This is a genomic window from Luteimonas sp. Soil_C_5, from assembly GCF_057656615.1.
In genome coordinates this window covers 738,283-761,779 of the sequence record NZ_JBDGKA010000002.1, presented here as the reverse complement: position 1 = coordinate 761,779, position 23,497 = coordinate 738,283, and the positions used below count along the sequence as shown (strand labels likewise).

Sequence of the window (23,497 nt, the reverse complement as noted above, 5' to 3'; positions counted from 1 at the left end):
CGGCGCGCGTCGTCGGCACTCCGGAGTGCTGTACCCGATGAAAGTGTCTGTAGTCGTTTCGCGCATGCTGCTGGCCGCGCTGGCCACCGCCACGGTGGGCATCGCCGTTGCCCAGGATCCCGCGCCCACGCCGCGTCCGGCGCTGCCGACTCCGGCGACGCCTGGCGGCGCTGCGCCCGCGCTCAGTGACGACCTGCCGACACCGCCGCCGCCAACGATCACCGGCACCGCCTGGCTGGTGATGGATTACGCCACCGGCCAGATCCTGGAAGGCGAGAACGTCGATGAGCGCGTCGAGCCGGCCAGCATCACCAAGGTGATGACCAGCTACGTGATCGCCGCGGAACTCGCTGCCGGCAAGATCACCGTCGACGACCAGGTGATGATGAGCGAGAACGCCTGGCGCAAGGGCGGCGCCGGCACCGACGGCAGCTACAGCGGCTTCCCGGTCAACCAGACCGCGCGCCTGCTGGATATGGAAATCGGCATGGTGGTGCAGTCCGGCAACGATGCCGCAATCGCATTGGCCGAGCACGTCGCCGGCAGCGAGGAATCCTTCGCCCAGCTGATGAACGCCTACGCGGCGCGTATCGGCATGAAGAACAGCCACTTCACCAATGCCACCGGCCTGTCGGGCCCCGAGCATTACTCGACCGCGCGCGACCTGGCGATCCTGGGCCGCGCGATGGTGCGCGATTACCCCGAGGAATACGCGCACAACAAGATCAAGGAATTCACCGTCGGTCCGATCACCCAGCACAACCGCAACCGGTTGCTGTGGCGCGACGACAGCGTGGACGGCATCAAGACCGGCCATCACTCCGGCGCGGGCTACTGCCTGATGGCGTCGGCCGTGCGCGGCGACCAGCGTCTGATCTCGGTCGTCATGGGCTCCAGCAGCGAGGCGCAGCGCGCCACCGATTCGCTGGGGCTGCTCAACTGGGGCTTCCGCTTCTTCGAGACCCATGCCGTCTACGACGCCGACAAGGCCGTCGCCACGCAGCAGGTGTGGAAGGGCAAGACCAACGAAGTGCAGCTGGGCGTGGCCGAGCCGATGCTGGTGTCGATGCCGCGCGGCAAGTACGCGCAGCTCAAGCCGTCGATGGACATCCCGCAGACGCTGGTCGCGCCGATCGAGAAGGGCCAGCAGATCGGCACCGTGCGCGTGGTGCTGGACGGCAATGTCATCGCCGAGCGGCCGCTGGTCGCGCTGGCGGCCGTCGAGGAAGCGGGCTTCTTCAAGCGCCTGTGGCACGAGTTCATGATGTGGTGGAAGTCCTGACCGGACCCGCCGTATCCGCAGTCTCCGAAGGCCGGCATTTCGCCGGCCTTCGCCGTTCCGGACCACGCGCTTGGGTTCCCGCGCGATCGCCCCGATAATCCGCCGATGGACATCACTTCCGACAACCCCGAACACGGCTTCCAGTTCCCCGGTGTCTTCGAGATCACCGCGATGGGCGCTGCCGATGCCGGCCTCGAAACCGAAATCCCGCGTCTGCTCGTCGCGTCCGGCGTCGTCGTGCTGCACGAGACCGTGACTGCGCGCGCCTCCAGCGGCGGCAAGTACGTGTCGATCCGGCTCAGCGTGCGGGCCGACACGCGCGCGCAGTACGACGCCGCGCACGAGGCCTTGCGCGAGCATCCAGAGGTCAGGTGGACGCTCTGAACGCATGATCCGACAGCTGCTGTACCGCAGCGGCCAGCTCCACGAGTTCACTGCCCAGGACATGATCCGACTGCTTCTGCAATCGCGGGCACACAACGCACAGCGCGGTATCGGCGGCATGCTGCTGCTGCGCGACGGGCTGTTCATGCAGTTGCTGGAGGGACCGGTGGCGGCCGTCGACGCGCTGTTCGCGCGCATCGCCTTCGATCCCCGTCACTGCGAAGTGCGGCTGCTGGTGCGCGACCTGTGCCAGGCACCATTGCTGCCGGGCTGGCGCATGGCCTGGGCCGAGGCGCCCATGGACGATCTGGAGCCGGCCTTCGCCGGGCTGGACACCGACGACCGCGCGCTGGCGCTGCTGGAGCGCGCAGGCGGCCATCCGGTGGCCGAGACCCTGCGTGCCTTCCTGCGCAATGAACCGGTCGCCGACGGCGGCCTGGTGCCGGCCTGCGCGCGGAGTGCGCGATGAGCGTCGCCCCCGACCGGCGTCCGGCGCTGGTGCGTCACCTCGGCCGGCAGCCCTACGAGCCCGTCTGGCGCGCGATGCAGCGCTTCACCGATGCGCGTGATGCCGCCAGCACGGACGAACTGTGGGTGGTCGAACACGATCCCGTGTTCACCCTCGGCCAGGCCGGCAAGCCCGAACACGTCCTCGCGGCCGGCGACATCCCGGTGGTGCAGGTCGATCGTGGCGGGCAGGTGACCTATCACGGCCCCGGCCAGCTGGTGGTGTATCCGCTGCTCGACCTGCCGCGGCTCAAGATCGGCGTGCGCGACTACGTGTGCCGGATCGAACAGGCGATCATCGACACGCTGGGCGACTGGAACATCGAGGCCGTGCGCCGTGACGGCGCGCCGGGCGTCTACGTCGGCGACGCCAAGATCGCCGCGCTCGGCATCCGCGTGCGCCGCGGCCGCACCTTCCATGGCCTCGCCTTCAACGTGGCGATGGATCTCGAGCCCTTCCACCGGATCAATCCCTGCGGCTACGCGGGCCTGCAGGTCATCTCGCTGGGCGATCTGGGCGGGCCGTCGTCGGTCGACCGCGTCGCCCCGGAAGTGCTGGCGCATCTGTCCGCGCAGTTCGGCCTGGACCTCGCGGATGCGCCCGCGACGGTGCTCGAATCCGCTGAATGACACGCAGCGTCCCCGGTCACCGGCAAGACAGTGCCGGACCGGGCGCCTACAATGACCCTCCGCCCGACAGCTGGTGCGCCATGTCCCGTCCCGCCGACAAATCGATTCCGCTGCAGGTGGTGGCCGCGCCGCCGCCGTCGCTGCAGACGGGCGTCAAGCAGGTGGCCGGCGACAAGATCGCGCGTTCGCCGGTGCAGTTCGCCGACGCCCCCGTGCTGCGCAAGCCGTCGTGGATCCGCGTGCGGATCCCGTCCAACGGCGCCGTCGCCGCGCTGAAATCCAAGCTGCGCGAGAACCGTCTGGTCACGGTCTGCGAGGAAGCCAGCTGCCCGAACATCCACGAATGCTTCGGCCACGGCACCGCGACTTTCATGATCCTCGGCGAGGTCTGCACGCGCCGCTGCTCGTTCTGCGACGTCGCCCACGGCCGGCCCAAGCCGCCGGATGCGAGCGAGCCGCTGAACCTCGCAAACACGATCGCCGACATGGGACTGAAGTACGTCGTGATCACGTCGGTCGACCGCGACGACCTGCGCGATGGCGGTGCCCAGCATTTCGTCGACTGCATCACCGAGGTCCGCAAGCAGTCCCCGCGGATCAAGATCGAGGTGCTGACGCCCGATTTCCGCGGCAAGGGCCGCATGGAACGCGCGCTGGAGATCCTGGCGACCAATCCGCCGGACGTCTTCAACCACAACGTCGAAACCGTGCCGGAGCTGTACCGCAACGTGCGCCCGGGCGCTGACTACCAGTGGTCGCTGACCCTGCTGCAGAAGTTCAAGGCCCAGCATCCCGAGGTCTCGACCAAGTCCGGCATCATGCTGGGCCTGGGCGAGACGATGGAACAGGTGCAGGGCACGCTGCGCGACCTGCGCGCGCACGACGTCGACATGGTCACGATCGGCCAGTACCTGCAGCCGAGCGCGCATCACCATCCCGTGCTGCGCTATTGGACGCCCGAGGAATTCAAGGCGCTCGAGGACTACGGCATGGCGCTGGGATTCGGCCACGTCGCGTCCGGCCCGCTGGTGCGTTCCTCGTACCATGCCGACCGCCAGGCCATGGAGGCCGGCGTCGCCGCCTGAGCGCGCGACGCATCCGGACATGCCGGCCGCGTGCGGCCGGTTCATGCCCCGGCCATGCCCGGACCGTAGAGTCGGATGGCATGCGCACTGAAACTTTCGGCACTGTCGACGCGTCTATTCACGCGACAGGCTCGACTGCATGTCGCATGATCAACATCGCCGCTTCCCAGGATCCCGCATGAAAGTTTCCCGCGCCGTCTCCGCATCCGTGATCGCCCTCGCGCTGGCCGTTCCGCTCGCGCTGATGGCGCGACCCGACGCCATTGCCGATGTGCCGGCGGCGCCGAGCGTGGACCAGGTGGCGGCTTCGAAGCTCGTCTACGGCCTGCTGTCGGACAGCCGTTACGCCTATCGGCCGCGGCCGATGGACGCGACGATGTCGAGCGAGGTCTTCGACCGGTACTTCGAGAATCTCGACGCCGGCAAGCTGTTCTTCACCCAGGAAGACATCACCCGTTTCGAGCCCCTGCGGGCCGGCATGGGCGCGGCGGTGCGCGACGGCAACGTGGCGCCGGCACTGGAGATCTTCGGGCTCTACAAGACCCGCGTCGCGGCGCGCACGCAGTACGCACGCGACCTGCTGAACCAGGACATCTTCGATTTCTCCGGCCAGGACCGCTGGGAGTACGACCGCAAGGACGCCGCATGGGCGGGCGATGCGGGCGAACTCGACACGCTGTGGCGCCAGTCGGTGCGCAACGATTGGTTGCGCCTGCAGCTGGCCGGCAAAGCGCCCGACGAGATCCGCAAGACGCTCGACCGCCGCTACGTCAACATGGGCAACACGGTCGCGTCGCTCAACGACGAGGATGCCTTCAGCAGCTTCCTCAACGCCTATACCGGCGCGATCGATCCGCACACCGACTACTTCAACCCGCGTGCCGCGCGCCTGTTCAACCAGAACATGTCGCTGTCGCTCGAGGGGATCGGCGCGCAGCTGCAGAAGCAGGACGACGTGGTCGTGATCCGCGAGGTCATTGCCGGTGGTCCGGCCGCCATCAGCAACCGCTTCAAGCCGGGTGACCGTATCGTCGGCGTCGGCCAGGGCACCAACGGCCCGATGGAAGACGTCGTGGGCTGGCGCATCGACGATGTGGTCGAGAAGATCAAGGGCCCGAAGGACACCCAGGTGCGCCTGGACGTCGTGCCGGCCGAAGCCACGCTCGACAGCGAGCCGGTGCGCATCACGCTGACCCGTGCACGCGTGCGCCTCGAAGAGCAGGCCGCAAAGGCGCAGACGCTCACGCTTCCGGCCGACGAAGCCGGTGGCCGCGAGAAGCAGATCGGCGTGATCAAGCTGCCGGCGTTCTACCAGGACTTCGAAGGCCGCCGGAACCGCAACGGCGAGTACGCCTCGGCGACCCGCGACGTCGCGCGTCTGCTGGAGGAATTCAAGGCCAAGCAGGTCGACGGCGTCGTGCTGGACCTGCGCAACAACGGCGGCGGTTCGCTCAACGAGGCGGTCGAGCTGACCGGCCTCTTCATCGACCAGGGCCCGGTGGTGCAGGTGCGCGAGTCCGGCGGCCGTGTCGGCGTGCAGGGCGATCGCGATCCGGGCGTCGCATGGGACGGCCCGCTGGCCGTGCTGATCAACCGCGGTTCGGCGTCGGCGTCGGAGATCGTGGCTGGCGCGATCCAGGATTACGGTCGCGGCCTGATCATCGGCGAGACCACTTTCGGCAAGGGCACCGTGCAGAACCTGGTCGACCTCGATCGCTGGCCGGCCAACGAAACGCAGCGCTACGGCCAGGTCAAGCTGACGATCGCGCAGTTCTTCCTGCCGGGTGGCAGCAGCACCCAGAACAAGGGCGTCGAGCCGGACATCCATTTCCCGGTGACGGTCGATGCGACCGAATTCGGCGAAAGCACCTATGACAACGCGCTGCCGTGGACCCGCATCGCCGCGGTGCCGCACACGCAGTACGGCGATTTCGCGTCGCTGCTGCCGACGCTCGAGACCTCGCACCAGGCGCGTGTCGCCACCGACAAGGAGTTCGTCTGGTGGGCCGAGGACATCGCCGAGTTCCGCGCCGAACGCGAGAAGAAGTACGTGTCGCTCAACGAGGCCGAGCGCCGCGCCGAGCGTGACCGCCAGACCGAGCGTCGCCAGGCGCGCCAGGAAGAGCGTCGCGCGCTGGGTCTCGATCTCGATCCGCTGGCCGAGGATTCGGACGACGACGGCCTGCAGGCCAGCGAGCGTGCGATCGCCCAGCAGAACCGCCTGGAAAAGGCCGCCGAGGACCGTCCCGACCCGCTGCTGCGCGAGTCGGCCGCGATCCTCGCGGACGCGGTGCGTCTGCTCAATGCCGACCGTGACCTGTCGGCGACGGTGCTGCCGGTTTCGACCGCACCGGGCCGTTGGGCGCGCTGAGCCGCACGCAGTAATGACCCCGAAGCCGCCGCGAGGAATCGCGGCGGCTTTTTCGTGCGCGAACGAAAATTGCCCAAGGGTTTTCGATGCGTCGTTGCCATAGCCCTAGACCTCCACCCGGGTAGTTCCTGTGGGAGCGCGCTTGCGCGCGAATGGGAATTACCCGGAAGGCCCTTCGCGCGCAAGCGCGCTCCCACAGGGGGCCGCCTCCGCGATCGACATCGCGCTGCAACACCACCGTTCCAGTCGTGCAACGGGGCGCGGGCGTAGAATTCCGCTCCCGCATCCGCGGTTCTCCCTCTCTCCGGAACCCCCATGAGCGTCGCGCCGGTGTCGCGTCCTGCCTCGGTCCTGTCCATCGCGCTCGCGCTGGCCGCGGTCTATCTCGTCTGGGGATCCACGTATCTCGCGATCCGCTTCGCGCTGGAAGGCGGCTATCCGCCGCTGCTGATGGCCGGCTCGCGCTTCGTCGTCGCCGGCGGGCTGATGTATACGGCGTTGCGGCTGCGCGGCGTGCCCGCGCCCACGCGCGCCCAGTGGCCGACGCTGGTGGCGATGGGCGTGCTGTTGCTGGGCCTCGGCAACGGCATGGTCTGCATCGCCGAACAGAGCGTGTCCTCGGGACTGGCGGCGGTCGCCGTGGCCTCGGCGCCGATCTGGATCGCGCTGTTCTCGGCGATGCGCGGCGACCGGCCCTCGCGCATCGAATGGACGGGGCTGGCGATCGGATTCGTCGGCGTGCTGTGGCTCAACGCCGGCAGCTCGCTGACCGGCACGCCGGTCGGCCTGGTCGCCCTGCTGATCGCGCCGCTGGCCTGGGCCTTCGGTTCGGTGTGGAGCCGGGGCCGTGACCTGCCGTCGCCGTTCATGGCGGCCGCAGCGCAGATGCTGGCCGGCGGCGTGATCATCCTCGCGGTCGGCCTGCTGATCGGCGAGCACTTCGCCGCGATGCCGACACTCAAGGGCACGCTGTCGCTGGCCTACCTGACCTCGTTCGGTTCGATCATCGGCTTCACCGCCTACGTCTGGCTGCTGCACAACGTGCGCCCGACGCTGGCCGGCAGCTACGCCTACGTCAATCCGGCGATAGCGGTGTTGCTGGGCGCGTGGTTCGCGTCGGAACGGTTCCGCGTCAACGATCTCGGTGCGATGGCGGTGATCCTGCTGGCGGTGGTCGCGATCACGCTGGGACGCGCCCGCGCGAAAAAGCCGGCGCCCACACCGGCCGCGGTCGTCGCCGGAGAGGAACCATGATCGATGCCGCGCAGAGCCGCCGCGGACTGTGGATCGCAGTCGCCGCATTCGTGATCTGGGGCCTGATGCCGCTGTACTGGTATCTGTTGCGCCACGTGCCGTCGCTGCAGATCGTGCTGCACCGCTCGATCTGGTGCGCGATCCTGGTCGCCGCGTTCCTGACCATCCGCCAAGGCCGCGGCTGGTTGCGCGAGATCCTGGCGCAGCCGCGGCTGGCCGGCATGCTGGCGATGTCGGGCGTGCTGATCGCCGCCAACTGGAGCCTCTACGTCTGGGCCGTCAACAGCGGCCACGTGGTCGAGGCCAGCCTGGGTTATTTCATCAATCCGCTGCTCAATGTCGTGATCGGCGTGGTCTTCCTGCGCGAGCGCCTGTCGGTGCCGCAGTGGATCGCGGTGGTGCTGGCCGGCTGCGGTGTGCTGTGGCTGACCTTCAACTACGGCAGCTTTCCGTGGATCGCGCTGTGCCTGGCGTGCTCGTTCGCGCTGTACGGGCTGATCCGCAAGTTCGCCGCGGTGGAAGCGGTGCAGGGCCTCGGCGTGGAGAACCTGTTCGTGTTCGGACCGGCGGTGCTGGCGCTGGTCTGGTTCGAAAGCCAGGGCGGCGGCGGGTTCTTCTCGCTGCGCTGGGGCGGCTGGACCGACGTGCTGCTGGTGATGGGCGGCGCGCTGACCGCGATTCCGCTGATCTGCTTCGCCTACGCGGTGCGCCGTGTGCCGCTGACCACGATCGGCCTGCTGCAGTACATCGGGCCGACGCTGCAGCTGCTGCTCGGCGTGTTCTTCTTCGGTGAGGCCTTCGGCGTGGACCGCGCGGCCGGCTTCGGTTTCATCTGGGCCGGACTGGCGGTATTCGCGATCGACGGCTACCTGCAGTCGCGCCGGCGGATCGTCGCGCAGCAGGCCTGATGCGAGACGTGCACCGCCGTGCGCGTGCGCCGGTCGACGACATCCGGTCTGGCACAGTGATGCGATGACTTCCGACGCCTGTTACACCACATCCGATTCGCCGACCGCCGTGGACGCACCGCCGCCGGCGGTGATCGACGCCGCGATCGAGGCCGCGCAGGACGGCGCATCCGCAACCCTCGTCCTGGTGCTCGAGACCGACGGCTCCACCTACGCGCAGGCCGGCGGCATGGCACTGTTCGGCCCCGGCGAGGCGCAGACCGGCTGGCTCAGCGGTGGCTGTCTGGAGCCCGAGATCGCACGCCGCGCCGCGCAGGCGGCTGTCGACGGACGGCTGGGCTGGATGGAGATCGACACCCGCGACGACGATGCCTTGCTGTCGGGTTCCGCGCTGGGCTGCCGCGGACGCCTGCGCCTCGCCCTGCTGCCCTTGACCGCACTGGCGGACATGCAGCTGCCGCTGCAGGCCTGGCGCGGCGGCGGTGTCGTGCTGCAGATCGCAATCGCGCGCGACGGGGCAGTGGCGATCTCAGCCGGCTCGGTCCAGCGCGACTGGCAGCTGCCGACGACCGCACCGGACTGGGACGCCGCGCCGGCGTGGTCGCTGTCGATCGCCGCGCCGCCGGAACTGCTGCTGTGCGGTGGCGGTCCGGAAACCCCGATGCTGCTGCCGCTGCTGCGGCGCCTCGGCTGGCAGACCACACTGGTCGAGCGGCGGGCGCGCTGGACGCCGATGGCCTCGTTCGCCGACCGGCACCGCAGCGATGGGCTCGACGCGGTGCTCGCCGGCGATACGCGCTTCGACGCTGCGCTGCTGATGCATCACAACTTCGAACTGGATCTCGAAGCACTGCTCGCACTGGCCCCGGTCCCCGTACCCTTCGTGGGCCTGCTGGGACCGGTGCGCCGGCGCGAGGACCTGTTCCGCGTGCTGCCCGACGCGCTGCACGCTTCGCTGCGCCCGCGCCTGCAATCGCCGGTGGGCCTCGACCTGGGTGGTCGCGGTGCCGACGCCATCGCGCTGAGCATCGCCGCGCAGCTGCAGGCGTGGTGGCACGGACGCACGCCGTGACCACGCCGCACGCCGCGATCGTGCTCGCTGCGGGCGGCAGTACGCGCCTGGGCCGGCCGAAGCAGCTGCTGCGCCGCGATGGCGAAGCCCTGGTAGCGCGCGTCGTGCGCCTGGTCGCGGACACCGCGCCCTGCCGGATCGTGGTCATGCTCGGCGCAGCCCATGACACCGTAGCGGCCGAACTCGCCGCGTTTCCGAACGCCCTGGTCGAACTGCACGTCGTGCCCGACTGGCGCGACGGCCTGTCCGCCAGCCTGGTCGCCGCCGCCCGCGCGCTGCAGGGCCATCACGGTCCGGTGCTGGTGACAGGCATCGACCAGCCCGCGCTCAACGCGCTGCACCTGCGCGCGCTGCTCGATGGCGCACGCAGCGTACGTGCGGGGTGCGCGGCAGTGATGCACGGTGAACGCCCGGGCGCACCTGCAGTGCTGTCGCACACGGTGTTCGCGCAGGTGGATACGCTGGAAGGCGATCGGGGATTCGGCGCGTTGTTGACTGCGTTGCCGGAAGAAGACCTCTTCCGGCTGCAGGCACCGTCGCTGGCGCAGGACATCGATACGCCGGACGACCTCACGCAGGCGCAGGCAGAGGGCGTGCTGGATCGCGAGGGGTGATGGCGTTTTGAGTTGCGAGGTCTGATGGCGTTCTGGCTTGGATTGGAACTGCGGACGCGTGGCCATTCTTCCGCGTCATTCCCGCGCAGGCGGGAATGACGCGCCTGGAGCGACCCGCAAGATTCAGCGCATTCGCGTGTGGAAGCCCAGACGCGCAGCCATCCTTCTAACGTCATTCCCGCGAAGGCGGGAATCCAGCGTCTTGAGCCTTGGAGGTATCGCCAGGATATCTTGGCGTTGGCGTTGGCGTTGGCGTTGGCGTGGTGAGTCGCTGGACTCCGGCCTACGCCGGAGTGACAAGCTGGAAACGTTGACGCGCTGATGGCGTCCAGCACCTCAAGCATGCGGCCATCTTTCCAGCGTCATTCCCGCGCAGGCGGGAATCCAGCGCCTTTGGCGTTGGCGCTGTCGGCGGCAGCCACCGGGCATTGGCGGCGTCGCAAGAACGTCACTCGATGACCCGCCGTGCGGCGGCTGAAAACCCGGCCTATGCCGGAATGACGAGCTGGAAGCGGTGAAGCCGCATTTGACCGCCTAGCGTGCGTTCGACCGTCTGCCGTCATGCCGGCGCGCGCCAGGTTCTCAAGCGCCGCATTGCGCGTCATCAGCATTCTGGCACTCGGCGCTGGGAGCAACACGTACAAACACAGCCCATCGCGCGCGCGTCCCCGCGCGTGCAGTGCAGACCGCTCAAGCCGTGCGCGACATCATCCAGACCACGCAGAGCGCACCGACGACACCGATCACCAGGGCCGCATTGCGCCAGCGTTTCGCGCGTCGGCGGTAGCGCGCGACGCGCTCGTCATTGAGTGCGGTCGCACGCGCGATCCACGGGGCGGTGTCGCGCTCGGCCTGGGCGTAGATGATTTCCGCGCGTGCGGGATCGGCTTCGGCGCGCAGCGCGGCATCCTCATAGCGTTCGAAGGCACGCGCCTGCAGCGACTGGATCTCGCGTGCGATGTCGGCGTTCGACAAGGTATCGGGCGATGCGGCACTCATGTCGCGCGCAGCGCCGCGGTGACCGGCAGGCGGGCGGCGCGCAGGGCCGGGAACAGGCCGCCGACGAGGCCGATACCCAGCGCCCACTTCAAACCATTCCACAACAGCTCTGGCGACACCTTGAATTGGAACACCACCTGGCTGAAGTTGCTGCCCAGCGTGCTGACGCTGTAGCCGTTGAAGATGCTCCACGCGAGCAGGCCGCCGAGCAGGCCGCCGAGCAACGCCAGCAACATCGTCTCCAGCATCACCGCGACGACGACCGGCAACCCGCGGAACCCGATCGCGCGCATCGTTGCGATCTCGCGTGCGCGGCCCGCGACCGCGGCGTACATCGTATTGAGCGCGCCGAACACCGCGCCGACCGCCATGATCGCGCCGATCACCGTGCCGAGTACATTGATCAGCGTCGCCAGCTGGCCGGACTGTTTGCCGTAGTAGGCGCGCGTCGTCGACACATCGAGTTTCAGGCGCTGGTCGGCGTCCATCGCGGTCTTGAACGCAGTGAAGCCGGCGGTGCCATCGGTGCGCACGGTGATCGACTGGTAGGCGCTGCGGTTGTAGGTCGATGCCAGGGTTTCGCCATCGGTCCACAGTTCCGAATCGTGCGCGTCGCCGGAGGCGAACACGCCGACGACGGTCCACTGCTGGTTGCCGAGGTTGAGCGTCTTGCCGACTTCGAGCCCGCGGAACTGGCTGCGCGCGCCTTGGCCGACGACGATCTCGCGCAGGCCCGGCGCGAACTTGCGGCCTTCGATCACCTGCACCTTGTCGTGCACCGCCCAGGCGAGTTCGCCAACGCCGCGGAACTGCGCGTTGACGTCGGTGCCGTCGGACTTCGACGGCAGGTTGACCACCTGCGACAGCTCCGGCGACAGCAGCGGGCGGCCCTGCGCATCGCGCGCGATGCCGGCGAGCGTGCCGATCAGCGGCACCTGATCGCGGGTGATCACCGAATTGGTTTCCGCCTGCGAACCCCCGCGCAGCACGATCGCCGACGTCTCGTCACCGGTGCTGTTGAGCGTCGCCTTGAAGCCTTCGCCCATCGCCAGCATCGCCACCAGCACGCCGACCACGCCGGCGATGCCGACCACGATCACCGACGACGCGCCCCAGCGCTGCGGCAGGCTGCTGATGCCGATGCGCGCCGCCGCCAGTGCCAGCCGGCCACCGCGCGTGAGCACCAGCCACAACGCGATGGCGACCGCGATCGCCAGCACGCCGTACCAGGGCAGCAGTACCCACACCGCGAGGCCGACGACGAGTGCGACGATCGACAGCAGGTTCCAGAGCCAGGGTCTTTTCATGTCGGTCCGATCCGGTTCGTCGTGCAGCGGAAAGCAAGGCGATGGGCCATGACGTCAGCGCCCCGCCAGCGCGTCGACGATTTTCAGCCGCTGCGCGCGCAGCGCAGGCAGCACACCGACGATGATGCCGATGCCGATCATCAGGCCCAGCCCGATCAGCCACGTCTGCGCCGGCACCGTGGGCAGCGCGATCACGCCGCCGCTCGCCGCGCTCACGCCCGGCATGATCGCCGAGGCGAGACCCAGGCCGACGAGTCCGCCGATCACCACCAGCAGCACCGATTCCACCATCACCAGCACCAGCACGGTGCCGTCGGTGAAGCCGAGCGTCTTCAGGGTCGCGAGTTCGGGAATGCGCTCGCGCACGGCCTGCGCCATCGTGTTGCCGGTCAGCAGCAGCAGGGTGAAGAACACCGCGCCCATGATCGCGGTGACGATCAGGCCGATGTCGGCGAACTGCTTGGCGAACGCCTGCTGGAATGCCGATTCGGTCTGCGATTTGGTCTCGTGGTCGGAGTTCGCCGAGATCGCATCGATCGCCTGCGCCACGCGCGAGGCCTGGTCGGCGTTGGACAGCTGCACGGTGAACCAGCTGACCTGGTTCTTGATGTAGTCGTTGGATTCGTCGAAGTATTTCCAGTTCATCATCAACTGGTTTTCGGCGCCGACGTTGCTGCGGTCCTTGGCGCGGAAGATCGCCTTGAGCTCCAGCGGCCAGTCGTTGCTGCCGCCGCGCGGAAAGATCGTCGCCTGCATCGGAATCGTGTCGCCGATCTTCCAGCCGAACTTGTTGGCCAGCGCTTCGCCCACGGCCGCACCGGTGCGCGTGTCGCGGAACGCCTGCAGCTGGTCGGGCGGCACGTCGTACTCGCCGTAGACGTCGAAGAAGTTCGGCGCGACGGAGAAGTTCGGAAAGAAATTGCGCTGGTCCTGGTAGATGCCGCCGAACCACATCGCGTACGTCACCTTGCGCACGCCGGGAATCGACTCGATCTGCGACTGCAGGCGCACCGGCAGCGACTGCGTGATCGACAGCCGTGAGGCGACGATCAGCCGGTTCGCGCCGTCGACACTGCCGCCGGCATTGAAAGCCACGCGCACCGAATCGAGCATGCCGAACAGCAGGAACGCCGCGACCACCGACAGCAGCGTCAGCAGTGTCCGCGTCTTGCTGCGGAACAGCTGGGCCCACACCAGCGACAGGTATTTCATCGTGCCGTCTCCGAAGCAGCGTGGGTCAGTGCGCGCCGAGGGGCGTGTCGACCAGCTCGCCCTTGTCGAGGTGGATCGTGTGGGTCGCGTACTCGGCGGCCTTCGGATCGTGGGTCACCATGACGATGGTCTTGCCGTGCTCGCGGTTGAGTTCCTGCAGCAGGCCGAGGATTTCCTCCGCGCTCTGCCGGTCGAGATCGCCGGTGGGTTCGTCGCAGATCAGGAACGTGGGATCGGACACGATCGCGCGGGCGATCGCCACGCGCTGCTGCTGGCCGCCGGACAGTTCGTTGGGCTTGTGGGTGCGGCGCTCCGCCAGGCCGACCAGGGTCAGCGCGATCTCCGCATTGCGCTTGCGTTGCGCGGCGCCGAGCGCGGTCAGCAGCAACGGCAGTTCGACGTTCTTCTGCGCGTTGAGCATCGGCATCAGGTTGTAGAACTGGAACACGAAGCCGACGTGGCGGCTGCGCCAGTTCGACAGCTGGCCGGCGCTCATGCGGTCGATGCGCTCGCCCTCGATCTCGATCTCGCCCGAGGTCGGCGTGTCCAGCCCACCGATCAGGTTCAGCAGCGTGGTCTTGCCCGAACCCGAGGGGCCCATCAGCGCGACGAAATCGCCCTGCGGGATGTCGAGATCGATGCCGTGCAGCACGTCGACCTTTTCCGGGCCGCGCTGGTAGGTCTTGTGCAGGTTGCGGATGCTGACGAGGGACGACATGGCGCACTCCGGGTTGGATGCAGCTCGGTGGATGTGGGGCGCGATCAGCGCGTGTCGGCGTCGCTGGCGGCCATGCGTACCTTCGCGCCGTCGGCCAGCGTTTCGGGCGGATCGAGCACGACGGTGTCGCCGGCATTGACGCCCGACAGCACCTGGCGGTCGTCGCCGAGGGCGATGCCGGTCTTCAGCGCCTGCTGCGTCACCGTGTTGTCCTCGCCGAGCACGAAGGCGACATCGGCGCCATCGCGCTGCACGATCGCCGCGCCGGGCACGCGTACGCCGCTGGGCTGTTGCGCATCGGCGGCCTTCGGCGCTTCGAGGAAGCTCACGCGCACGCCCATGTCCGGCACGATGCGCGCGTCCTTCTGCTTGATCGCGATGCGCACCTTGACCGTCGCCTTGCCGCGGTCGGCGGCCGGAATGATCGCGATGACCTCGGCCGGAATCTTCCAGTCCGGATACGCATTGAGCGTCGCCTCGACCGGCATCTTCGGCTGCACGCGGCCGATGAAGGCCTCGCCGACGTCGACTTCGACTTCGAGCGAATCCATGTCGACGATCGTGCCAATGCCGGTGCGGGTGAAGCCGCCACCGGCCGACAGCGGCGAGACGATCTCGCCCGGCTGCGCGGCCTTGGCGGTGACCACGCCGGCGAACGGCGCGCGCACGACGGTGTTGTCGACGCCGAGATCGGCGATCGCCAGCGAATCGGAGGCGACCTGGGTGTTGCGCTGCGCGGTGACCAGCTGCGCGCGCAGCGCGTCGCGCTGGGCGACGGCCTGGTCGAACTGCGAGCGCGAGACCAGCTGCTGCGCGACCAGAGACTGCAGGCGCGTGGCCTCGGCCTCGGCCTGCGCCAGCTGCGCCTGCACGCTGCCGGTCTGGCTGCGCGCGGCGGCGAGCTGCGATGCCGAGAGGCTGCGTTGCGCATCGGCGTCGATCGGATCGAGCGTCGCCATGATGTCGCCGGCCTCGACACGCTGGCCTTCCTCGATCAGCACCTCGCGCACGCGGCCGGTGATCTTCGAGGACACGGTCGCGGTGCGACGCGCGACGACGTAGCCGGTGGCGTCGAGCACCGATGTGTTCGCGCCGCCGGCGGTGATCGCGACCACCGGCGCGGTCCGCACCTCGACGCCGCCATCGCGTCCGAACAGTGTCCAGCCGGCGACCAGCAGGAGCAGCAGCACGACGACCGCGACGGCGATCCACAGGCCGCGACGACGTGGCGGCTCGGGCGGCGCCTTGCGGTCGATGCGGAGTTCGTTGAGCAGGTCGGCCTTGGTATTCATGGGTTCCATGGCAAGCAGGACGTGACGACAGGCGCGAGTGTGACCGTGGGGGTCGGGCGATCCAACCTGCCGGAAGTCAGTTTCGGCAGGGCGCCGGGCGGGGCGCCCGCGGTGGCGGGTCGGGCCGAGTCTGCGCGCATCCGGTGCGCCGGTCACCTGACGAGTGTCATCCGCAGTGGATGACGCCTGCGACTGAACGCGCGGCGCGTGCCGGCCGAGACTGGCCGCAACCCGGAGGAACCGACATGCGTCCAGCCCCGTCCAATACAGACCCCTTCAACGCGGCGCCGCTGGCCCGCCTGCGCGGCGTGCGTCGCCGACGCGGCACGGTGCAGGCGCTCGACGGCGTGGACCTCGCGCTGCCTGCCGGCCAAGTGACCGCGCTGCTCGGCGTCAATGGCGCCGGCAAGACCACCGCGATCGAGATCCTGCTCGGCCTGCAGCCGGCTGATACCGGCGAGGTCACGCTGTTCGACCGGCACCCGTCCGATCTCGACGCGCGCCGGCACATCGGCGTGATGCTGCAGCAGGCGCAGTTGCCCGAACGCCTGCAGGTCGATGAGCTGCTCGCGCTGACGCGCAGCTGGTATCCGCAGCCGCGCAGCGTCGCCGACTGCGTCGCATTGGGCGGGCTCGATGGGCTGCTCGACCGCCGCTACGGCCGGCTGTCGGGCGGGCAGCAGCGCCGCGTGCAGTTCGCGCTCGCGCTGTGCGGGCGGCCGAAGCTGCTGTTCCTCGACGAACCGACCACCGGGCTCGACATCGGCGCACGCCAGCAGGTGTGGCGCGCGATCCGCAGCCTGGTCGCTGATGGCGTCGGCATTCTGCTGACGACGCATCACCTGGAGGAGGCCGAGGCACTGGCCGATCGCGTGGTCGTGCTCGATGCCGGACGCGTGCGTGCCGAGGGCAGCGTCGGCGACGTGCGCGCGCAGGTCGCGCAGCGACGGATCCGCTGCACGAGCGTCGTGCCTGCCGATGTCGTCGCGACCTGGCCCGGCGTGCGCTCGGCCGCTGTCATTGACGGGCAGCTGGTGGTGATGGCCGAACAGGCGGAATCCGTGCTGCGTCGCTTGCTGGATGCGGATCCGCAGCTCGCCGATCTCGAAGTGCAGCGTGCGGGCCTCGCCGAGGCGTTCGTGGCGATGACGGCGGCGAACGAGATGGCTGGCTCGAAGCAGGAGGCCGCATGATGGACACGACGCTCGACACCCGCACACGCGTCAACCTCTGGCGCTGCTATCTGCTCGACACGCGTTGCGAACTGCTGCGGCTGCTGCGCGAGCCGATGTACATCATTCCGACGCTGCTGTTTCCGGCGCTGTTCTACGCGATGTTCGGATTGCTGCTGGGCGGGCGCACCAGCGGCGAGGCAGCGCGGTATCTGCTGGCGACCTACGGCGTATTCGGCGCGATGGGCGCGGGCCTGTTCGGGTTCTCGGTGACGCTGGCCATCGACCGCGAACGTGGCTTCTTCGCATTGCGTCGCGCATTGCCGGCGCCGCCCAGCGCGTGGCTGATCGCGCGGATGCTGATCGCGATGCTGTTCGCCCTGGTCATCGTGCTGGAACTGGCGGCGCTGGCGACCCTGTTCGGCGGCGTGTCGCTCACGCCCGGGCAGTGGGCGCTGCTGTGGACGGTGACCGTGCTCGGCGCGCTCCCGTTCTGTGCGATCGGTCTGCTGCTCGGCAGCATCGCCAGCGCGAATGCGGCGCCGGCGTGGGTCAACCTGCTGTTCCTGCCGATGGCCTTCCTGTCGGGCCTGTGGCTGCCGCTGTCGATGCTGCCGGAGGTGTTCACACGCCTGGCGCCGCTGTGGCCTGCGCACCATCTGGCGCAGCTCGCCCTGCCTGTGGTGGGGCAGGGCGCCGGGCAGCCGGTTGCGCTGCACGTCGGGGTGCTGGTTGTGGTCACGGTCGTCTGCACCGCGCTCGCACTGCGCCGGCTGGCGCGGACGGGCTGAGCCATGGGCGGCATGTCGGATACGGCAGCGCGGGGCGCAGGGACCGAAATGGACGCGAGGCCGGACACAGTGCGCGCTGTGCTCGGTCCAGGGATCAGGTGCAGATGCCTCGGCACGGACGCCGTGAGGACCCTTGATGCCCGGGCATCGAGCCTGCGGCGCGCGCCGGGTCGATCCGGGTATCGGCGCGATCATCGCTGTGCAGACGATGCCCCGCGCATCGACATGCGGCGTACGCATTCTGCCGCTTCTGACCGTGGCCCGAGTTGGCTACGCTGCGCGACATGAGCACCGACGCGACCCCGACGACGACGCGCACGTTTGCAGGCCTGCGGGCCGCGCCCGATTCCGTGGTCGGCGCCGCGCTGCGGCAGGGCCGTCCGGCATGGAGCGAAGCCATCCATGTGCTCTGGTCGGTGTGGGTGTTCGTCGTGCCGATGTTCTCGCCGGGCGGCTACAACCTGCGGTGGGCCCTGCTGACGCTGCTGTCGTATCCGGTCTTCCTCGCGCTGTTCGCAGGCGCACTGCTGCTGCCGGCGCGCCGCTCGCCGTGGTGCGCGCTCGGCATGATCGCGCTGTGTTTCGCCCTGCTGCCCTGGTACGTCTCCAGCCTCAGCTACTTCGTGTTCGGCTGCGTGTTCCTCGGTGCGCTGTCGCGCACGTCGGTGTGGCGGTACGTGCTCGCGCTGGTCGTCTTCAACGCCATTCTGCTGACCTGGGCGCGCGTGCTCGGCTATCCATGGGCGGCGCTGGCCTGGATGCCGGTGACGACGGTGATGATCGGTCTGCTGGTGCACGTGGAGCGCCTGAAGAACCGTCAGGACGCTGCGCTCCGGCTGTCGCACGACGAGGTGCGGAGGCTGGCTGCGGTGGGCGAGCGCGAACGCATCGGTCGCGATCTGCACGATCTGCTCGGCCACACGCTGTCGATGGTCGCGCTGAAGGCCGATCTCGCCGCACGCCTCGTCGCGCGCGATCCCGCCGGTGCACAGCGCGAGATCGGCGAAGTCGGCGGCATCGCCCGCGACGCGCTGACGCAGGTGCGGCAGGCGGTCAGCGGCATCCGCGCCGCGGGTCTGGCGGCGGAACTTGCATCGGCGCGTCTGCTGCTGGAAACCGATGGCGTGGCGTTCGACTACCGGCTCGATGACGCGGTTGCGGGCGCCGGCCTGTCACCCGAAGTGGAAACCGCCCTGGCGATGACCCTGCGCGAGGCGGTGACCAACCTGCAGCGCCATGCCCGCGCGCACGCGGCGCAGGCGATCTTCTCGCACGAAGGCGATGCGATCCGTCTGCAGGTCCGCGACGACGGCCGTGGCGGCGCGCTGGTGCCCGGCAACGGCCTGTCCGGCATGCGCGAACGCATCGAGGCCCTGGGCGGTCAGTTGCGGGTCGACGGCAACGGCGCTGGCACCTGCATCGATGCACGCATTCCGTTCGGCCCGGCGCGCGATGCGCCGCGTGCCGTCGCGCCCGGCGTCTGACACCGCCTGTCCGCGCGTGCCTGCTACCGTCAACGCCATGTCACGCATGCCCACCGCCGACACGCCGCTGCGCATCCTCATCGCCGAGGACCAGGCGATGCTGCGCGGCGCGCTGACCGCGCTGCTGAATCTGGAAGACGATCTGTCGGTGGTCGGCAGCGTCGGCGATGGCGAATCGGCATGGCGCGAACTGCAGCGCCTGTCGCCCGACGTCCTGGTCACCGACATCGAGATGCCCGGCCTCACCGGTCTGGAACTCGCGCAGCGCATCCAGCGGCACGAACTGCCGGTGCGCGTGGTCATCGTCACCACCTTCGCGCGTGCCGGTTTTCTGCGCCGCGCGCTGGATGCCGGCGTCGGCGGCTATCTGCTCAAGGACGCACCCGCGGAACAACTCGCCGATGCCCTGCGCCGCGTCCACGACGGCGGCCGCGCGATCGACCCGCAGCTCGCACTGGAAGCCTGGAGCGAGCCCGACCCGTTGAGCGAACGCGAGCGGCAGGCACTGCGACTCGCAGGGCAGGGCATGAGCGCCAGCGAGATCGCCGCGCAGTTGAAGCTTTCGCACGGGACCGTGCGGAATTACCTGTCCGACGCGATCGGCAAGCTGGGCGTCGGCAACCGGATCGAGGCGTATCGCCTGGCCCGGCAGAAGGGATGGTTGTAGGCGGCGTCACCGCGAACCTTCCAACCCGTCATTCCGGCGCAGGCCGGAATCCAGGGACGTTCGCGAAGCACTGGTAGGCCAAAGGCGCTGGATGACCCGCCATGCGGCGGTTGAAACCCCCGCCTACGCGGGAATGACGATAGAAAAATTCCAGAAGTCTCATGGCTCAAAGCCTGCATCAGCGCGCTGCCCCGTTGATCCCGTCATTCCGGCGAACGCCGGAAGTGCTACTCAACAGCCGGACGGCTAGTCATCCAGAGACTCTCCCGCGATACCGCCAATGTCCAAGCAATGGATGACCCACCATGCAGCGGTTAGAGGCTTGGCGTACGCCAGAACAACAGTCGCGCCTTACCTCGCCAACCCCAACGCCACCAACGAATCCCGCTCGATCCGCGCATAGATTTCGAACTCGTCGTGCACCTGCGCACCGAGCGCCGCTTCGAACGCGTCGCGGTTCGATTGCGCCGCGAAGGCGCGCTGTTCGCCGCCGCCGAGGTTGGACTGGAAGATGCCGGCCGCGCTGACCGGCAGGAAATCCTCGTAGACCACCGGATCAGCCGTCACCAGACCCGCCGCGATCGCATCGTCGACGCTGCCACGCGCGACGGCGGAGGGATCCGCGCGGCCCGTATCCGTCAGCGCATAGCGGTAATAACCGAGCCCCTCGCGGCGCAGCGTGTCGTCGTCATCCGGGAAATCCTCGAACGCGGCGGCCAGGCGCGCGCCGTAATCGCCGGTGCTGCCGGCGCCGTCCGCGTCACGCGCCCGCGCGAGCAGGCTGTCGTAGAGCGCACGGCCCTTGGGTGTCAGGGCGAGGCCGCGCTGTTCGATCTCGCCGAAGCGCGCGGTGTGCGTGCCGGCATCGGCGCTGTCGCCGGCCGGAAACAGCACCGGCTCCTGCAGCGCCTTGAAGCTGGTCTGGCGCAGCAGGATCGGGCAACGCCGACGTGGCGGGCCTTCGATGACCGCCTTGGCGTCGATACCGCGCGCCTGCATCGCGTCCTGCGCGGCGTCGATGTCGAGCGTGCGCGGGGTCAGATGGTTGATGTGCGGGCCGCGGAAGCAGACGACGTCGGCGATCAGGCGATGCGCGGACAGCAGCGCCTGGTAAGTCGCGTGCGACACGGTGGCTTCGCTGTGCCAGCGGAAGGTTTCCAGCGCTTCGGCAACGAACTCGGCGGCTTCGTCGGCGCTCAGTCCGCCGGCCTGCTCGAAGCGTTCGATCAATGCGAGCGCGCGCGGAGTGAAGATCTCGCGGGCTTCGAGAATCGCAGCCGCTTCGTCGCGCAGCGCGGCGTCCTCGATCAGTTCGAGCCGCAGCAGGGACGTGAACACCCGGAACGGATTGCGCGCGAGCGCCGCGGCGTCGACCGGGCGGAACGCGGTCGCGTGCACCGGCACGCCGGCAACGGCGAGATCGTAATAGCCGACCGGATGCATGCCCATCACCGCGAACAGCCGACGCAGCGTCGCGAGTTCGCGCGGTGTGCCGACGCGGATCGCGCCATGACGTTCGGCGTCGAGGCGGTCGAGCGCATCGCTGCGCTGCAGACGCGCGGCCAGCGAAGGATCGCGCGCCAGCGTCGCGGCGTTCACCTCCGACACCAGCTCCATCAGCGTGCCGTACAGCGGCACCTCGTCGCGATACATGCGCGACATCGACTGCGCGAACAGGTGACGGATCTCGTCGTGGGGCAGCTGCGTGGAGGCGTGCATCGGAAGCCGGTTTGGCACCGGGCGCGGCCCGGCGGACAGCGCATTTTCGCCCGTGCCGCCGCTGCGGGGAAACCACAACCGGTGCCGCCTTCAGCCGCCGGTCCGGCCGCGCAGCGGCGGTACGCGCAAACCGCCCACGCGATCCGGCTGTTTGCGCCGGCTGCTACCCTCGTCAGGTGCCGATGGGCGCACGTCCGGAACCGTCTTCATGTCATCCACCATGCCCCTGGGTGCGCGCGTCGTCGCACTGACCGCCCTGCTGTGGAACCTCTTCGGCCTGCTGATTCTCGTGCTGCGCGTGCTCGCGCCCGAGCAGGCGAGTGCGGCGCCCGAGCAGGCAGCGCTGGAAGCCGCATTACCGGCGTGGCTGGATGCGGTGTTCGGTGTGGCGGTGATCGCAGGCATGGCGGGCTCGGTCGGCCTGCTGCTGGCGCGGCGCTGGGCGCCGACGCTGTTACTGGTGTCGTTCGTCGCGGTGGCCGTGCAGATCGCGGCCGGCTATCTGTTCGCGCCGCTGTGGGCGTCGACCGGCGCCGCGGGCGCGGCGACGTCGGGCCTGTTGCTGCTGATGGTCGGCGCGATCTGGTCGTTCGCGCGCGCCGCCGGCCGGCGCGGCTGGTTACGCTGAGGCACGCCGGGCCTGCGGTTGCAGGCTGGCGGTTGATCAGCCCGCGCGAGCCTTGAGCATCGCGTAGGCCGCGCGCAGGCCCAGCGCCTCGCCGCCCTGCGGATGGCCGGCGCGGCTGCTGTCGTTCCAGGCATAGGTGTCGAGGTGCGCCCACGGCGTGGTGCCGGGCACGAAGCGCTCGAGATACAGCGCCGCGGTCACCGCGCCGGCCATGCGCGAACCCGCATTGGCGAGATCGGCGATGCCGCTGGTCAGATAGCGCAGGTAGGGCCGCCACAGCGGCATGCGCCACACCGGGTCGCGCGTCGCCTCGCCGGCGGAGATCCACGCATTCGCCAGCGCGTCGTCGTTGGAGAACAGCGCCGGCAGGTCGGGGCCGAGCGCGATGCGCGCAGCGCCGGTGAGCGTTGCGAAATCGAGGATCGTGTCCGGCGACTGCTCGCCGGCGAAGGTCAGTGCGTCGCACAGCACCAGACGGCCTTCGGCGTCGGTGTTGTCGATCTCCACGCTGATGCCCTGGCGGGTGTCGATGACCTCGCCCGGACGGAACGCATCCGGACCGATCGCGTTCTCGACCGCCGGCACCAGCAGCGTGATGCGCAGCGGCAACGCGCGCGCCATCACCAGTTCGGCCAGTGCGATCGCATGCGCCGCGCCGCCCATGTCCTTCTTCATGTTGCGCATGCCGTCGGCCGGCTTGATGTCCAGGCCGCCGGTATCGAAGCACACGCCCTTGCCGACGATCGCCACGTGCGGATGCGTGGCATTACCCCAGCTCAGGTGCAGCAGGCGCGGCGCGCGATGCGAGGCGCGGCCGACGGCGTGGATCGCCGGGAAATTCCGCTCGAGCAATGCATCACCGACGATGCTCTCGAACGTGGCGCCATGCGCGGCCGCGATGTCGCGGACCACGTCTTCCATCTGTTCGGGGCCCATGTGCTCGGTCGGGGTGTTGACCAGGTCACGCACGCGCGTCGTCGCCGCCACCAGCGCCACGATCTCGGCATCGGCCGCGTCCACCGCCAGGCGTGCGGCACGGCGCGCGGTGCGCTTGTAGCGGGTGAACCGGTACGCGCCCAGACCCCAGCCGAGCTGCAGCGCGGCACGTTCGTGCGCGCCCGTCACGTGCCAGACGCCTTCGGGCAGGCCGTAGGCCGCATGTGCGTAGCTGTCGGGATCGCGCGGATCGCCAATGCCGATCGCCGCGCCTGCCAGACCGGCGTCGCCGGGCAGCAGCACCAGCGAACCCGGCGCGCCATCGAAGGCCTGCGCATCGAGCCAGGCGCGCACGGCGGCGGGCTGTGCATCGCGCCACGCGGCGTAGCCCTCGCGGCTGACGATGTGCAGGGGATGCGCGTCCTGCGCATCGGTGACGAAGATGTCGGTCGTGGTGTCGGTCAT

Annotated in this window: 22 protein-coding genes; 15 read left to right on the top strand and 7 right to left on the bottom strand. The window is 69.2% G+C overall.

Annotated features, from left to right (window positions below):
* Nucleotides 1–37: 37 nt before the first annotated feature.
* From AC3A5K_RS07970 to AC3A5K_RS07925, 10 genes are all read left to right on the top strand, one after another.
* Nucleotides 38–1,282: a D-alanyl-D-alanine carboxypeptidase family protein gene (locus AC3A5K_RS07970; protein WP_487616952.1), complete on the top strand. Its 1,245-nt coding sequence runs from the start codon at nt 38–40 to the stop codon at nt 1,280–1,282.
* Nucleotides 1,283–1,387: 105 nt separating this feature from the next.
* Nucleotides 1,388–1,666, top strand: a complete 279-nt coding sequence (locus AC3A5K_RS07965) for a DUF493 family protein (protein WP_487616951.1) — start codon at nt 1,388–1,390, stop codon at nt 1,664–1,666.
* Between the two features lie 4 nt (nt 1,667–1,670).
* The gene (locus AC3A5K_RS07960) at nt 1,671–2,135 is read left to right on the top strand and encodes a BLUF domain-containing protein (protein ID WP_487616950.1); all 465 of its coding nucleotides are present in this window, start codon (nt 1,671–1,673) and stop codon (nt 2,133–2,135) included.
* Nucleotides 2,132–2,803, top strand: coding sequence for a lipoyl(octanoyl) transferase LipB (lipB, locus tag AC3A5K_RS07955; RefSeq protein ID WP_487616949.1), 672 nt, complete (start codon nt 2,132–2,134; stop codon nt 2,801–2,803). The genes AC3A5K_RS07960 and lipB overlap by 4 nt, the downstream gene beginning before the upstream one ends.
* 80 nt (nt 2,804–2,883) lie before the next feature.
* Nucleotides 2,884–3,888 (top strand): lipoyl synthase, encoded by a 1,005-nt coding sequence (lipA, locus tag AC3A5K_RS07950; protein ID WP_487616948.1) that lies wholly within the window; start codon nt 2,884–2,886, stop codon nt 3,886–3,888.
* A 178-nt stretch (nt 3,889–4,066) separates the two neighbouring features.
* Nucleotides 4,067–6,259, top strand: a complete 2,193-nt coding sequence (locus AC3A5K_RS07945) for a carboxy terminal-processing peptidase (protein WP_487616947.1) — start codon at nt 4,067–4,069, stop codon at nt 6,257–6,259.
* A 315-nt stretch (nt 6,260–6,574) separates the two neighbouring features.
* A complete protein-coding gene (yedA, locus tag AC3A5K_RS07940) occupies nt 6,575–7,513 on the top strand; it encodes a drug/metabolite exporter YedA (protein ID WP_487616946.1) in 939 nt (312 codons plus the stop codon).
* A complete protein-coding gene (gene rarD, locus AC3A5K_RS07935; protein WP_487616945.1) occupies nt 7,510–8,421 on the top strand; it encodes an EamA family transporter RarD in 912 nt (303 codons plus the stop codon). Before yedA ends, rarD begins: the two co-directional genes overlap by 4 nt.
* A gap of 64 nt (nt 8,422–8,485) precedes the next feature.
* The gene (locus AC3A5K_RS07930; RefSeq protein WP_487616944.1) at nt 8,486–9,493 is read left to right on the top strand and encodes an XdhC family protein; all 1,008 of its coding nucleotides are present in this window, start codon (nt 8,486–8,488) and stop codon (nt 9,491–9,493) included.
* The gene (locus tag AC3A5K_RS07925) at nt 9,490–10,107 is read left to right on the top strand and encodes a nucleotidyltransferase family protein (protein WP_487616943.1); all 618 of its coding nucleotides are present in this window, start codon (nt 9,490–9,492) and stop codon (nt 10,105–10,107) included. Before AC3A5K_RS07930 ends, AC3A5K_RS07925 begins: the two co-directional genes overlap by 4 nt.
* A 690-nt stretch (nt 10,108–10,797) precedes the next feature.
* Here AC3A5K_RS07925 and AC3A5K_RS07920 read toward each other — a convergent pair.
* From AC3A5K_RS07920 to AC3A5K_RS07900, 5 genes are read right to left on the bottom strand one after another with little or no spacing between them, the layout of a single operon-like run.
* Nucleotides 10,798–11,106 (bottom strand): hypothetical protein, encoded by a 309-nt coding sequence (locus AC3A5K_RS07920; RefSeq protein ID WP_487616942.1) that lies wholly within the window; start codon nt 11,104–11,106, stop codon nt 10,798–10,800.
* Nucleotides 11,103–12,413 carry an ABC transporter permease gene (locus AC3A5K_RS07915; RefSeq protein ID WP_487616941.1) on the bottom strand — a complete coding sequence of 437 codons (1,311 nt, stop codon included), beginning with the start codon at nt 12,411–12,413 and terminating at the stop codon, nt 11,103–11,105. The genes AC3A5K_RS07920 and AC3A5K_RS07915 overlap by 4 nt, the downstream gene beginning before the upstream one ends.
* 54 nt (nt 12,414–12,467) lie before the next feature.
* Nucleotides 12,468–13,625, bottom strand: coding sequence for an ABC transporter permease (locus AC3A5K_RS07910; protein ID WP_332079341.1), 1,158 nt, complete (start codon nt 13,623–13,625; stop codon nt 12,468–12,470).
* 25 nt (nt 13,626–13,650) lie between these two features.
* Nucleotides 13,651–14,343: an ABC transporter ATP-binding protein gene (locus AC3A5K_RS07905; protein ID WP_487616940.1), complete on the bottom strand. Its 693-nt coding sequence runs from the start codon at nt 14,341–14,343 to the stop codon at nt 13,651–13,653.
* 44 nt (nt 14,344–14,387) lie between these two features.
* The gene (locus AC3A5K_RS07900) at nt 14,388–15,635 is read right to left on the bottom strand and encodes an efflux RND transporter periplasmic adaptor subunit (RefSeq protein ID WP_487616939.1); all 1,248 of its coding nucleotides are present in this window, start codon (nt 15,633–15,635) and stop codon (nt 14,388–14,390) included.
* A gap of 245 nt (nt 15,636–15,880) precedes the next feature.
* Here AC3A5K_RS07900 and AC3A5K_RS07895 point away from each other — a divergent pair, with 245 nt between their 5' ends.
* The 4 genes from AC3A5K_RS07895 to AC3A5K_RS07880 all read left to right on the top strand — a co-directional run bounded on the left by AC3A5K_RS07895 (nt 15,881) and on the right by AC3A5K_RS07880 (nt 19,749).
* Nucleotides 15,881–16,828 (top strand): ABC transporter ATP-binding protein, encoded by a 948-nt coding sequence (locus tag AC3A5K_RS07895; RefSeq protein ID WP_487616938.1) that lies wholly within the window; start codon nt 15,881–15,883, stop codon nt 16,826–16,828.
* The gene (locus AC3A5K_RS07890) at nt 16,828–17,598 is read left to right on the top strand and encodes an ABC transporter permease (RefSeq protein WP_487616937.1); all 771 of its coding nucleotides are present in this window, start codon (nt 16,828–16,830) and stop codon (nt 17,596–17,598) included. The genes AC3A5K_RS07895 and AC3A5K_RS07890 overlap by 1 nt, the downstream gene beginning before the upstream one ends.
* A gap of 284 nt (nt 17,599–17,882) precedes the next feature.
* On the top strand, nt 17,883–19,082 hold the full coding sequence (locus tag AC3A5K_RS07885) for a sensor histidine kinase (RefSeq protein ID WP_487616936.1): 1,200 nt from the start codon (nt 17,883–17,885) through the stop codon (nt 19,080–19,082).
* 46 nt (nt 19,083–19,128) lie between these two features.
* Entirely contained in the window at nt 19,129–19,749 is a 621-nt protein-coding gene (locus AC3A5K_RS07880; protein ID WP_487617082.1) for a response regulator transcription factor, read from the top strand.
* 351 nt (nt 19,750–20,100) lie between these two features.
* Here the strand turns inward: AC3A5K_RS07880 and hglS are convergent, their stop codons facing one another.
* Nucleotides 20,101–21,468 (bottom strand): 2-oxoadipate dioxygenase/decarboxylase HglS, encoded by a 1,368-nt coding sequence (hglS, locus tag AC3A5K_RS07875; RefSeq protein ID WP_487616935.1) that lies wholly within the window; start codon nt 21,466–21,468, stop codon nt 20,101–20,103.
* Between the two features lie 208 nt (nt 21,469–21,676).
* Here hglS and AC3A5K_RS07870 point away from each other — a divergent pair, with 208 nt between their 5' ends.
* Entirely contained in the window at nt 21,677–22,096 is a 420-nt protein-coding gene (locus AC3A5K_RS07870; RefSeq protein WP_487616934.1) for a hypothetical protein, read from the top strand.
* A gap of 36 nt (nt 22,097–22,132) precedes the next feature.
* Here AC3A5K_RS07870 and AC3A5K_RS07865 read toward each other — a convergent pair whose 3' ends face one another.
* The gene (locus AC3A5K_RS07865) at nt 22,133–23,497 is read right to left on the bottom strand and encodes a leucyl aminopeptidase family protein (RefSeq protein WP_487616933.1); all 1,365 of its coding nucleotides are present in this window, start codon (nt 23,495–23,497) and stop codon (nt 22,133–22,135) included.